This window comes from Saccharopolyspora sp. NFXS83 (genome assembly GCF_026241095.1).
Classification (GTDB): Bacteria; Actinomycetota; Actinomycetes; order Mycobacteriales; family Pseudonocardiaceae; genus Saccharopolyspora_C.
Genome location: NZ_JAPFGB010000009.1, coordinates 170,508 through 181,918, shown reverse-complemented (window position 1 = coordinate 181,918; position 11,411 = coordinate 170,508). Strand labels below are relative to the sequence as shown.

Annotated in this window: 10 protein-coding genes; 5 read left to right on the top strand and 5 right to left on the bottom strand. The window is 70.8% G+C overall.

All coding sequences use genetic code 11. The features are described from left to right. Positions 1 to 4: 4 nt before the first annotated feature. Positions 5 to 865: an LLM class F420-dependent oxidoreductase gene (locus tag OOZ19_RS12780; RefSeq protein ID WP_266090312.1), complete on the bottom strand. Its 861-nt coding sequence runs from the start codon at positions 863 to 865 to the stop codon at positions 5 to 7. A 225-nt stretch (positions 866 to 1,090) separates the two neighbouring features. Between OOZ19_RS12780 and OOZ19_RS12775 the strand changes: the two genes are divergently transcribed. Together OOZ19_RS12775 and OOZ19_RS12770 are read left to right on the top strand one after the other, a co-directional pair. Next, the gene (locus OOZ19_RS12775) at positions 1,091 to 1,564 is read left to right on the top strand and encodes a nitroreductase family deazaflavin-dependent oxidoreductase (protein WP_266090311.1); all 474 of its coding nucleotides are present in this window, start codon (positions 1,091 to 1,093) and stop codon (positions 1,562 to 1,564) included. A gap of 241 nt (positions 1,565 to 1,805) precedes the next feature. Further along, positions 1,806 to 2,459, top strand: a complete 654-nt coding sequence (locus OOZ19_RS12770; RefSeq protein WP_266090310.1) for a TetR/AcrR family transcriptional regulator — start codon at positions 1,806 to 1,808, stop codon at positions 2,457 to 2,459. A 34-nt stretch (positions 2,460 to 2,493) separates the two neighbouring features. Here the strand turns inward: OOZ19_RS12770 and OOZ19_RS12765 are convergent, their stop codons facing one another. Beyond that, positions 2,494 to 3,234, bottom strand: a complete 741-nt coding sequence (locus OOZ19_RS12765; protein WP_266090378.1) for an aminoacyl-tRNA hydrolase — start codon at positions 3,232 to 3,234, stop codon at positions 2,494 to 2,496. 602 nt (positions 3,235 to 3,836) lie between these two features. Between OOZ19_RS12765 and OOZ19_RS12760 the strand changes: the two genes are divergently transcribed. Next, positions 3,837 to 5,063 carry a cytochrome P450 family protein gene (locus OOZ19_RS12760; protein ID WP_266090309.1) on the top strand — a complete coding sequence of 409 codons (1,227 nt, stop codon included), beginning with the start codon at positions 3,837 to 3,839 and terminating at the stop codon, positions 5,061 to 5,063. Between the two features lie 299 nt (positions 5,064 to 5,362). On the opposite strand, the gene OOZ19_RS12755 is transcribed toward OOZ19_RS12760, so the two are convergent. From OOZ19_RS12755 to ctaD, 3 genes are all read right to left on the bottom strand, one after another. After that, complete coding sequence (locus OOZ19_RS12755) at positions 5,363 to 5,815, bottom strand: SRPBCC family protein (protein WP_266090308.1); 453 nt, start codon at positions 5,813 to 5,815, stop codon at positions 5,363 to 5,365. Positions 5,816 to 5,888: 73 nt separating this feature from the next. Further along, positions 5,889 to 7,124, bottom strand: coding sequence for a phosphoserine phosphatase SerB (serB, locus tag OOZ19_RS12750; protein WP_266090307.1), 1,236 nt, complete (start codon positions 7,122 to 7,124; stop codon positions 5,889 to 5,891). Between the two features lie 156 nt (positions 7,125 to 7,280). After that, entirely contained in the window at positions 7,281 to 9,056 is a 1,776-nt protein-coding gene (ctaD, locus tag OOZ19_RS12745) for an aa3-type cytochrome oxidase subunit I (protein ID WP_184477215.1), read from the bottom strand. A gap of 367 nt (positions 9,057 to 9,423) precedes the next feature. Here ctaD and OOZ19_RS12740 point away from each other — a divergent pair, with 367 nt between their 5' ends. Together OOZ19_RS12740 and OOZ19_RS12735 are read left to right on the top strand one after the other, a co-directional pair. Next, positions 9,424 to 10,179, top strand: coding sequence for a DUF305 domain-containing protein (locus tag OOZ19_RS12740; protein ID WP_266090306.1), 756 nt, complete (start codon positions 9,424 to 9,426; stop codon positions 10,177 to 10,179). A gap of 281 nt (positions 10,180 to 10,460) precedes the next feature. Then, on the top strand, positions 10,461 to 11,363 hold the full coding sequence (locus OOZ19_RS12735; protein ID WP_266090305.1) for an SDR family oxidoreductase: 903 nt from the start codon (positions 10,461 to 10,463) through the stop codon (positions 11,361 to 11,363). Positions 11,364 to 11,411: the final 48 nt, after the last annotated feature.

Below are 11,411 nucleotides of genomic sequence, written 5' to 3'. Positions count from 1 at the left end.
GCGGTCACCCTGCAGGTGCCGGGGGCCCGATGCCGAGCCGTTCGGCGTGCCGCGCGAGGAACGCCCGCACCTCGTCGGCGGACTTGTCCGGCAGTCCCCAGATCGCTTCGGTGACGCCGCAGCCCTCCCACTCCGCGAGCAGGTCCGGCGCCGGTTTCCGGGTCGCCAGCACGTGGATCTCCGGTGAGCCGGGCCGACCGGCCTCCGCCCAGGCCGCGCGCAACCGCTCCGCGTTCGCGGCCACGTCGGTGTCGGCGGGCGTGGTGATCCAGCCGTCGGCGTGCGCGGCGATCCAGGCGAACGTCTTCGGCCCCGCGCCGGCCCCGATCAGGACCGGGATGCGCGCGGGCTTCGGGAACGCCCACGACGGTCCGAAGTGGACGAACTCACCGGAGTACGATGCCTCTTCCTCGGTCCACAGCGCGCGCATCGCCTCGATGTGCTCGCGCAGCGCGGTCCGCCGCCGGTGCGCGGGCACGTGGTGGTCGGCGAGCTCATCGGTGTTCCAGCCGAATCCCGCCCCGAGCAGGACCCTCCCGCCGGAGAGCCAGTCCAAGGAGGCGATCGTCTTGGCGAGCGTGATCGGATCGGACTCGACCGGCAGCGCCACCGCCGTGGCCAGCCGGATCCGCGAGGTCAGCGCGGCGGCGGCGCTCAGGCTCACCCAGGGGTCCAAGGTCCGCAGGTAGCGGTCGTCCGGCAGGTCAGCGCCACCGGTACCGGGGTGCGCGGCCGTCCGCTTGATCGGGATGTGGGTGTGCTCGGGGACGTAGAACGTGTCGAAACCGGCCTGCTCGGCCGCCTGCGCGGCCGGTCCCGGCGTGATCCCGCGATCGCTGGTGAACAGCACGATGCCGTGTCGCAAGGAATTTCCTCTCCGCGCCGGGGTTCGGCGGAGCCCGCGGCGGCGATGCGTGGAAAGAGCCCGGATGGAGATCGACGCGCCTTGCTGCAGCTGCTTCAATGACCCTAGCAAGCGTTTGGCCGAGACCCAAGGACGCGGCGTACTCCCGTCCGCACAACGGAAATCACCGCTTGCCACCGACGGGCCTGCCCGGTCCGTCCAGGCCGAGGAGCAGGAGGACTCGCCATGCGCAGACCGCGGCAACTCGACTCCCCGCTGGTGCCCAAGGTGATGCGGGTGATGTCCCGGGCCCACGTGCGCGCGTACCGCGCGACCGGTGGGCGCATCGGCGGCCGGTGGCGGATCGGCAGCGCCTGGCGGCGCGGCGTGCCGACCTGCCTGCTGACCACGACCGGGCGCAAGAGCGGGCAGGACCGCACCACGCCGCTGCTGTACCTGCGCGACGGCCAGCGGGTGGTGCTCGTCGCGTCCCAGGGCGGCCTGCCCCGGCACCCCGCCTGGTACCACAACATCACCGCGAACCCCGAGGTGACGGTGCAGATCGGCAAGGAGGCGCTGCGGTTGCGGGCACGCGTCGCCGAGGGTCCGGAACGGGCCGAGCTGTGGGCGAAGCTGCTGGAGCTCTACGCGGACTTCGACTCGTACCAGTCCTGGACCGACCGCACGATCCCGGTCGTCGTCTGCGAACCCGCGAAGTGACGTCGACGGGACTTTCGGCCCTGGTCCGCAGCCTCGCGCGGCGGGAGCATCGTAGTTGCCGGGTTCGCCCGGATGAGCCGCCCAAGAGCACTTGGCCTTGACGACTTCCAGGCCGCCAGACCTTCGCGACGAAATGTCGCAGACGCTCTTGGGCGGTTTCATGCGCTCCGTCGGCGTGAGCCAGCCCGCACCGCCCCGGAATCCGACGTAGCAGACCCGGCCGGGGCGCTACTTTGAAGGCATGACCGAGGTCGACCCGGCGAAGCTGGTTCCCGAGCGCGGTCCGCGGCTACCGCCCGGCCCGCGGGCCGAAGGGGCCTGGGACCACCACCGCAGGAAGCTGCGGAACGGGATGATGCGCGCCGTCGCCGCGAACGGCTACGACCGCGCGAAGGTCGCCGACATCGTCCGGGAGGCGCAGGTCTCGCGGCGCACGTTCTACGAGCACTTCGCCGACAAGCAGGAGTGCTTCCTGGACGTCTACGAGGCAGCCACGTCGAGGCTGGTCGACGCGATCAACGAAGCCGTGCGCGACCAGCCCTACGGGCAGCACCGGATGCTCACCGGGATGGACGTCTACCTGCGCGCCGTCATCGGCGACCCGGAACTGGCCCGGGTGCTCCTCGTCGAGATCGTCCGCGTCGGGCCGGAGGGGATGCGCCGCCGCCGGGACGCGTACCGGCAGTGGGCCGAGATGCTCGCCCGCAATTTCACGGACGCGGAGTTCACCGCGGCGCAATGGCAGTCGCTGATCGCCTCCGTCAACGAACGAGTGCTGGTCGCCCTCGATGACGAGGCGCTGGGCGACCTGCCCGAAATCCGCGGGCAGATCCTCGACCTCCTCGACGCAGTCCTGACCGCGCGCCGGGCGAGCACGCCGCAACCCAGGGTCTGACCGGCTCACCCCCGCGCAGTCGGACTCGCGTTGCTCAGGCGGTTCCGGACGGCCGCGGCCACTGGGCGAGGACGGTGACGGTGCCGGGATCGATCTCGGTGAAACCCGCGTCGCGGACGGCCGCGACACCGTGGCGGCGCCACGCTGTCTCCGCGTCGTCGCCCGGCAGCAGCCGCCGCCAAGTCGCCCCGTCGGCGACGCGGACCGAGCACGGCAGCCCCGCCGCCGACCACCGCGCCACCTCGTCGTCGCGGTGCTCGCCGTGCAGCAACGCCGCCAGGAACATCGTGGCGTGACCGACCTGAGCAGCGGACTTACCCGCGCTCATCGCCACGTCCGGGTTCAGCCACAGCACCGGCGCCCCCGCTACGGGCGGTCCCGGCTCGTCCGCGTCGAGCTCGCTGCCGGAGATCTGCAGCCGCGTCAACTCCCTCGGCATGTCCGCGACCCGCGACGGCAGGAACGCCCGCACCTCGGCGCCGTCCACCTCCACCGTGCGCCCCGGGAACTCCTGCACCGCCGCCCAGTGCGCGCCCCGCGCCCGCCGCGACACCTTGCGGATGCGGCCGGAGATCCAGTGGTGCACCGGCTCGTGCCACACGCCGCCGGGCTTGGCCCGCTCGTCCAGGCACACCGCGAGCGCGGCCGACGCCGCGGCCTCCAGCAGCGCCGTGCGGCGCGGCGGCTCGGCGCGCTCGATGCGCAGCACCATCGGCATCAGCACGACCTGCTCGGGATCCTCGTCCGAGGTGTCCGCGGTCAACTCCGTCGGCATCGCCAGCCAGGACGCGTAGCGGGTCAGCAAGGGATTCAGCACAGCGGCATCGAACACACCCCGATTATCCCCACCCCGCCCACGACCGCCCCACCCCGACCGCAGGGGATCGCTCACACCCACGACCGATCGGAGTGAACGGCCCGTTCGTCCAACGAGACCGGTCAAACGGTCCGTTCACCTAACCCGACGCCCTCCGCCCGCGGCGCCGGGTCGCCCGCATCGAACCGGAGTGAACGGCCCGTTCGTCCAACGAGACCGGACGAACGGTCCGTTCACCCCGGGAAGTTCGCCACGGCACCCGGCAACGTCCCGGCCGCACGGTCGCCATCAGCGGGGCTTCGCCAGGGGGTGAACGGCCCGTTCGTCCAACGGGATTGGACGAACGGTCCGTTCACTCCGAAAAGTCGCCGGGGCACCGCCACCGTCCTCGTACGGGCGCAGGTCTGCCGCTGGAGCACGGCTCTGCGCGAGCTCGGAGGTGATGCGTCCGAACGGCGACGCAGCTTCACCCCGTCGACGGTCACCGAGCGGAGCTCGATCGCTCCATGCTGGGTACGCGCCACCCACGGCGTGCAGGAACGACATCACGGAGCAGATCGATGGAACCTTCCACTTCCCCCTGCCCGCTCGATCCCACCGGGAGCGAGCTGCACGCCGAGGCGGCCCGGCTCAGCGAGCGAGGTCCGGCGACGCGCGTGCTGCTACCGGGCGAGGTGGAGGCTTGGCTGGTCACCGACCCGGTGGTGCTCCGAGCCCTGTTCGCCGACCCGCGCGTGTCCAAAGATCCGCACCGGCATTGGCCCGCGTACCGCGAGCTGCCACCGGACTGGCCGCTGCACACCTGGGTCTCGATGCGGAACATGTTCAACTCGCACGGTGCCGAGCACCGCAGGCTCCGAGCTCTGATCGCGCCCGCGTTCACCGCCCGCCGCATCCGCGAGCTGCAGCCGCACGTCGAGCGGATCACCACCGAGCTGCTCGACGACGTCGCCGCCGCCCCACCGGGTGTGGCGGTGGACCTGCGCGAGCGCTTCGCGAATCCGCTGCCGGTCGCGGTGATCAGCTCGCTGCTCGGCATCACCGACCGCGCGGCCCTGGACGAGATGCGCCGCCTGGTGGAGTCGTTCTTCAGCACGACGACGACACCGGAGGAGATGGTGGCCGGGATGGAGACCCTGTACCGGTTGTTCGGCGACCACGTCGCCGCCCGCCGCCGGAGCCCGGGTGATGACCTGACCAGCGACCTGCTGGCGATGCGGGACGAGGACGGGACTCGCCTGTCGGACGGCGAGCTGACCGACACCTTGATGCTGATGTTCTCGGCGGGCCACGAGACGACCGTGAACCTGCTCGGGCACGCCATCGCGCAGCTGCTCACCGAACCCCGGCACCTGGCCGCGGTGCGGGCGGGCGAGCTGAGCTGGGACGCGATCATCGAGGAGACCTTGCGCTGGCAGCCGCCGCTCGCGAACCTGCCGCTGCGCTTCGCCGTCGAGGAGATCGCGCTGCCCGGGGGCGGCACGATCAGGGAGGGCGAAGCGATCGTGGCCGGGCTGCTGGCGGCCAACCGGCACTCCGCGCACTACCCCGGCGGGGATCTCTTCGACCCGGCCCGCTCCGATACCGCGCACCTCAGCTTCGGCCACGGCGTGCACTTCTGCGTCGGTTCCCAGCTGGCCCGGCTGGAAGCCCGCATCGCGTTGTCCGCCCTGTTCGACCGCTTCCCGAGTCTGACCGCGGCGTTTAGCGAGCTGGAGCAACGACCGTCGTTCATCTCCAACGGCCACGTCGACCTGTTCGCGACCCCGACCCCGGCGACGACCTGACGTCCTCGCGCACTCAAGTGAACGGACCGTTCGCCCAACCGGACTGGACGAACGGTCCGTTCACCTCGCTCGACCCCGGCGACGCGAAGCGGCGACCGTGCGCCGCCGGATCGGAGTGAACGGACCGTTCGCCCAAGGGGATGGGACAGGCGGTCCGTTCACTCCGAAACCGCACCGCGCCCTGCACCGGCGCGGAGCGCGCAGCGGCTGTTGGGCAGAGATCCGGACGTGAGTGAACGGACCGTTCGCCCAACGGATGGGACGAACGGTCCGTTCACTCCGAAGAACCGCCCAGGCGGCTAGGCCTCCGCGACCGCCTTCAGGCGGCGGAGGGTCTGCTCCATCCCGGTGCGGAAGGTCGCGGCGAGCTTCTCGCGGCCACCTGTGAGCTTGTACAGCGGCGCCAGCATCCTGTGCTTCGTCCGCGAGGTGTCCCGCTGCTCGGTCACCAGCGTTCCGGTGCCGTCCTCGGTGAGCAGGTAGCGCCACACCGTGTTGTGCAGCGTGGTGCGGAAGGTGAACTCGCGCCCGCGCTCGGCCCGCTCCACCACGTTCGACGTGGGGACGCCGGGCTTGTTGAACCCGATGAACCGCGCCCCCGCCACCGGTTCGCGGACGCGTCCGCGCCACGTGCAGCGGGCCAGGTTCGGGCTCCACTCCGGCATCCGGGTGATGTCGGAGAGCAGGTCCCAGACCTGTTCCGGCGTCGCCTCGATGCGCAGCGACACCTCGTCCAATTCGGTCCCGGTCATGTTCGTTCCCCTCGCACCGTCGTGATCGACCTGCCCACCCGGAGAACGATCACGGATGGGGTCCCATGCCGCTTCACGCTTCGAGCGGAACCCGCCGCACCACGCCGTCCTCGGCGTCGGCCAGCTCCACCTCGGCACGCGTCACGCCCAGCACGAACAGGATCGCGTCCAGGAACGGGTGCGAGAGCGCGGTGTCGGCGACCTCGCGCAGCGCGGGTTTCGCGTTGAACGCGATGCCGAGCCCCGCGGCGGAGAGCATGTCGATGTCGTTCGCGCCGTCGCCCACCGCGACGCACTGCCCGGAGGGCACCCCGAACTCGTCGGCGAAGCGCCGCAGCGCGTGCGCCTTGCCTGGGCGGTCGACGATCTCGCCGATGACCCTGCCGGTGAGCTTGCCGTCGACGATCTCCAGTTCGTTGGCCGCGCTGAAGTCGAGTCCGAGCTCGGCCACCAGGTGATCGATGATCTGGGTGAATCCGCCGGAGACGACGCCGGTGTGGAATCCGAGCCTGCGCAGCGTGCGCACCGTGGTGCGGGCGCCGGGGGTGAGTTCCAGGTCGGCCGCCACCTCGTCGAGCACCGTCGCGGGCAGGCCCTCCAGGACCGCGACCCGCTCGCGCAGCGACTCGGCGAAGTCCAGCTCGCCGCGCATGGCGCGTTCGGTGACCTCGCGGACCGCGTCCTCGCACCCGGCCTTCGCGGCGAGCATCTCGATGACCTCGCCCTGGATGAGCGTGGAGTCCACGTCGAAGACGACCAGCCGCTTGGCCCGCCGGGTCAGGCCGGCGCGTTCGACCGCCACGTCCACGCCGAGCCCGGCGGAGAGCTCGCCCATCTCCGAGGTCAGCGCCGCGCCCATCTCCTCGGTGGAGTCGGGGGCGGTGACCTGCAGTTCCAGTCCCGTCACCGGGTAGTCGGCGACGCGGCGGATGGAGTCGATGTTGACGTTCATCGCCGCCAGCCTGCGCGCGACCTCGGTGAAGCTGCGGGCCGAGACCGGATGTCCCAGCACGACGACCACGTGCGTGGACGCCAGCTTCGCGGGGTCGCCGTCGGGAGCGCCGATCAGCACGTCCACGGCCATGCCGACGGTCGCCATCGCCTGCTCCACGGCTTCCTGCAGGTGTTCCGGGTCCCGGTCGGTCGACACGAGCACACCGAGCACCAGCCGGTCGTGGATCACGACCTGTTCGACGTCGACGATGTCCACCCCGTGCGCGGTGAGGGCGGCGAACAGCACGGAGGTGACCCCCGGCTTGTCCTGTCCGGTCACGGTGATCAGCACGGTGGTGGGATTCGGCGTGCTCACGGCTGCGGGCACTCCTTTCCGTTCGGGAACACGAGAAACCCCGGCAGACCGGAGTCTGCCGGGGCTCGTCGTCAGAGCCGACTCACCTTGGCACAACCGTGCGGTGCGGCACTAGCGCGCACATCACGTTGCGTTCCGCGGTGCGGTCGGTGACCACTACTTCTCGGTGGCGTCGCGGTCCCCGCCCTGTTCCGGCGGGACCACCGCCTGCGCGGCCTTCTCCGAGGGAGCGGCGTGCGCCAGCGGCTTGCCGGTGAGGCCGACGTGGGCTTCGAGGCGCATCCGGTCCGCGACGTGCGGGTAGTGCAGCTCGAAGGCCGGGCGCTCGGAGCGGATCCGGGGCAGCTCGGTGAAGTTGTGCCGCGGCGGCGGGCAGGACGTGGCCCACTCCAGGGAGTTGCCGTAGCCCCACGGGTCGTCGACGTTCACGATCTCGCCGTAGCGGTAGCTCTTGAACACGTTCCACAGGAACGGCAGCATCGACGCGCCGAGGATGAACGCGCCCACGGTGGACAGCGTGTTCAGCGCGGTGAAGCCGTCCGACTCCAGGTAGTCGGCGTACCGGCGGACCATGCCCTCGTTGCCCAGCCAGTGCTGCACCAGGAACGTGGTGTGGAAGCCGATGAACGTCAACCAGAAGTGGATCTTCCCGAGCCGCTCGTCCATCATCCGGCCCGTCATCTTCGGGAACCAGAAGTAGATGCCGGCGAAGGTCGCGAACACGATCGTGCCGTAGAGCACGTAGTGGAAGTGCGCCACCACGAAGTACGTGTCCGAGACGTGGAAGTCGATCGGCGGGGCGGCCAGCAGGACGCCGGTCAGACCGCCGAACAGGAACGTCGCCAGGAAGCCGACGCTGAACAGCATCGGCGTCTCGAACGTCAACTGGCCGCGCCACATGGTGCCGATCCAGTTGAAGAACTTCATGCCCGTCGGGATGGCGATGAGGAACGTGGTGAACGAGAAGAACGGCAGCAGCACCGCGCCGGTCGCGTACATGTGGTGCGCCCACACGACGACCGACAGGGCCGCGATGCCCAGCGTCGCGTACACCAGGCCGGTGTAGCCGAACAGCGGCTTGCGGCTGAACACCGGGAAGATCTCCGAGACGATGCCGAAGAACGGCAGCGCGACGATGTAGACCTCGGGGTGTCCGAAGAACCAGAACAGGTGCTGCCACAGGATCACGCCGCCGTTGGCGGGGTCGAACACGTGGGCACCGAGCTGCCGGTCCGCCAGCAGGCCCATCAGGGCCGCGGTGAGGATCGGGAACGCCATCAGGATCAGCACGCTCGTCACCAGGATGTTCCAGGTGAAGATCGGCATCCGCCACATGGTCATGCCCGGTGCGCGCAGGCAGACCACCGTGGTGATCATGTTGACCGCACCGAGGATCGTGCCCAGACCGGAGACGGCCAGGCCGGCGACCCAGAAGTCCGCGCCGTGGCCCGGCGAGTGCAGGGCGTCCGAGAGCGGGGTGTAAGCGAACCAACCGAAGTCCGCGGCACCGCCCGGCAGCAGGAACCCGCTGACGACCACGAGCCCACCGAAGAGGTAGAGCCAGTAGCCGAACGCGTTCAGGCGCGGGAACGCGACGTCCGGCGAACCGATCTGCAGCGGCAGGATGTAGTTCGCGAAGCCGAACAGGATCGGCGTCGCGTACAGCAGCAGCATGATCGTGCCGTGCATCGTGAACAGCTGGTTGTACTGCTCCTGGGACAAGAACTGCATCCCGGGAACGGCCAGCTCCCCGCGGATCAGCATCGCCATCAGCCCGCCCACGATGAAGAAGGCGATCGAGGTGACGAGGTAGAGGATGCCGATCTGCTTGTGGTCGGTGGTGCGGAACATCCGCGCCAGGAACGACCCCTTGACCGTTTGGCGCGCCGGATAGGGGCGCGTGGCTATCGGCTGTGGCGCGACGGCCGTCACGGTGCCTCCTGCACTGTTCCTCGTGATTGCGCGGGCCCGCGAACGGGACCGCCCGACCCGGTTGGGTCGGCGCGTCGGCTGCGACGCGCCCAGGTACCAGGTGGCCTGCGCCCGGCACGATCGCTGCCGTCTGCGGATAGTAGTCCGACCGCCGCACGTGCCTGCGGCCGGGCCGTAGCCACCCTAGTCATCGACTCGCGCAAGGTCATCCGTGGTGAGAGCGAGGCGACACCTCGCGTCGGCCACCGCCGCGGCGCACCCTGACGGGTGAGCGCTTCTCGATCGTTAGCCTGGAGCGCGACAGCCCCGGCCGGTGATGCCTGCGGGCCCGGCCGGAACGATCACCACCCTGGGAGAGGGCGGGCACGTGCAGCGAGCCTTGTTCCACTGGCACCGCCCCACGCGGACCGCACCGCCCGGCCGCGCGTGGTCACCGAGCCGGAACGCGCCCGACGGTCCGACGACCGCCGGACCAGGCGTTTCCCACTTCCGCCGTCCCGGCGGGAGCCGTGCGCACGCGCCGCGGCTGCTGGCCGGCGCGGCACTGGCCTGCGGGCTCGCGCTCACGGGCTGCGGCCCCGTGGAGCAGCCCGCCCCGCCCCCGGCCGCGGACACCTCGGAGGCGCCCGGCGCGGACGCGCCGGAACCCGGCGAGCAGGAGGACGCGGCGCACACGAGCACCGATCAGGAGTTCGCCCGGCAGCTGCTGGCGCACCACCGGCAGCTGCTGGAGCTGACCGAGCTGGCGGGCGACTCCGGCGATCCCGAGGTCGCCGCCTACGCGGAGGGAATCCGGCAGGACCGGCAGGCCCAGGCCGACGAGCTGGCCCGCTGGCTCACCGACACCGAAGGCGTTCCGTCCGGGAGCGCCCCCGAGGACCTCGTCGCCGAGGAGCCCCGGGTGCCGGGGATGCCGAGCGAGGAGCTGGTGGCTCAGCTGCGGCAGGCTCGCGGTCCGGAGTTCACGGGGCTGTTCAAGGAGGCCATGACCGGTCTCTACGACGGCGGCGCGCAGTTGGCCCAAGCGGAGCTGGAGGAAGGCTCGGCCCCGCAGATGCGCTCGTTGGCGGAGCGGATCCTCGACGGCCGCGACGCCGAACGAGCCGATCTCACCGCCCTCTGAACCGGCCCGAACCTGGTCCGTCCCCGCGAGAATGCGACATCCGCCCGCACCCCTGCGCTGAGCGCTCAGCTAGGACGCGAGCGCAATCGGCAGGCGCTTCGGCGAACCGGTGGCCCGCTCGGGCCGCATTCGACTTCTCGCGACATCGCGGTAGTTGTCCACAGGTGCGGCGTTTCATCCACAGGCTGGTCGGACCCACGGGCCAGGACCTACCGAAAGTAAGCTACTGCCGGTAGCCTACTTGGGAGTAGGTGACGTTGAACCAAGTTCCGGGAGTGCGCATGCCGTCAACGATGTCCGGCAAAGTCGTCCTGATCACCGGTGCCGCGCGCGGCATCGGTGCGCAGACCGCCAGGGAGCTCGCACGCCGCGGTGCCCGGCTCTCGCTGACCGGGCTCGAACCCGACGAGCTCAAAGCCGTCACCGCCGGGCTCGGTGACGGCCACACCTGGTTCGAGGCCGACGTCACCGACCCCGACTCCCTCCAGGCCGCAGTCGACGGCACCGTCGCCGCGCACGGCCGGATCGACGCCGTGATCGCCAACGCGGGCATCGCGCCGTTCGGCACCGTGCAGAACGGCGACCCGCACGCGTTCACCAAGACGATCGACGTGAACATCAACGGCGTCTTCCACACCGCGCGCCTCGCACTGCCGCACGTGATCGAGCAGCGCGGCTACATCCTGGTCGTGTCCTCGCTGTCGGCGTTCGCCCCGATGGGCGGCATGGCCGCCTACACCGCGAGCAAGGCGGGCGCGGAAGCCCTGGCCAGCGCGCTGAGCTCCGAGGTGTCCCACCTCGGCGTCGCGGTCGGCAGCGCGCACCCGTCGTGGATCGACACCGACCTGGTGCGCGATGCGAAGGCCGACCTGCCGAGCTTCCGCGAGATGCGCAAGCGCCTGCCGTGGCCGATGCACGCCACCACGACCGTGGAGAAGTGCGCCACCGCGTTCGCCGACGCCGTGGAGCGCCGCTCCCGCCGGGTGTACGTGCCGCGCCCGGTGATGCTGATGCACTGGCTGCGCAACCTGCCCGCGTCGAAGCTCGCCGCGCGGATCATGGCGCCCTCGCTGCGCAAGATCATGCCGCAGATGGAGCGGGAGGTGGCCGCGCTCGGCCGCTCGTTCAGCGCCCGCAACCAGGCCCTGCAGGGAACTCCGACGCAGGAGCAGCGCGGGAAGTAGGAGCAGGTCGAGCACGAGCAGCGCCGCTGTGCTCCACCCGGCCGAGGG

What these genes read in the sequence shown, in the direction of transcription:
- OOZ19_RS12775 (WP_266090311.1), top strand. Translation starts at nt 1,091, where the DNA reads ATGCGCAGACCGCGGCAACTCGACTCCCCGCTGGTGCCCAAGGTGATG.
- OOZ19_RS12765 (WP_266090378.1), bottom strand. Translation starts at nt 3,234, where the DNA reads ATGCCGACGGAGTTGACCGCGGACACCTCGGACGAGGATCCCGAGCAG.
- OOZ19_RS12735 (WP_266090305.1), top strand. Translation starts at nt 10,461, where the DNA reads ATGCCGTCAACGATGTCCGGCAAAGTCGTCCTGATCACCGGTGCCGCG.
- OOZ19_RS12755 (WP_266090308.1), bottom strand. Translation starts at nt 5,815, where the DNA reads ATGACCGGGACCGAATTGGACGAGGTGTCGCTGCGCATCGAGGCGACG.
- OOZ19_RS12770 (WP_266090310.1), top strand. Translation starts at nt 1,806, where the DNA reads ATGACCGAGGTCGACCCGGCGAAGCTGGTTCCCGAGCGCGGTCCGCGG.
- OOZ19_RS12760 (WP_266090309.1), top strand. Translation starts at nt 3,837, where the DNA reads ATGGAACCTTCCACTTCCCCCTGCCCGCTCGATCCCACCGGGAGCGAG.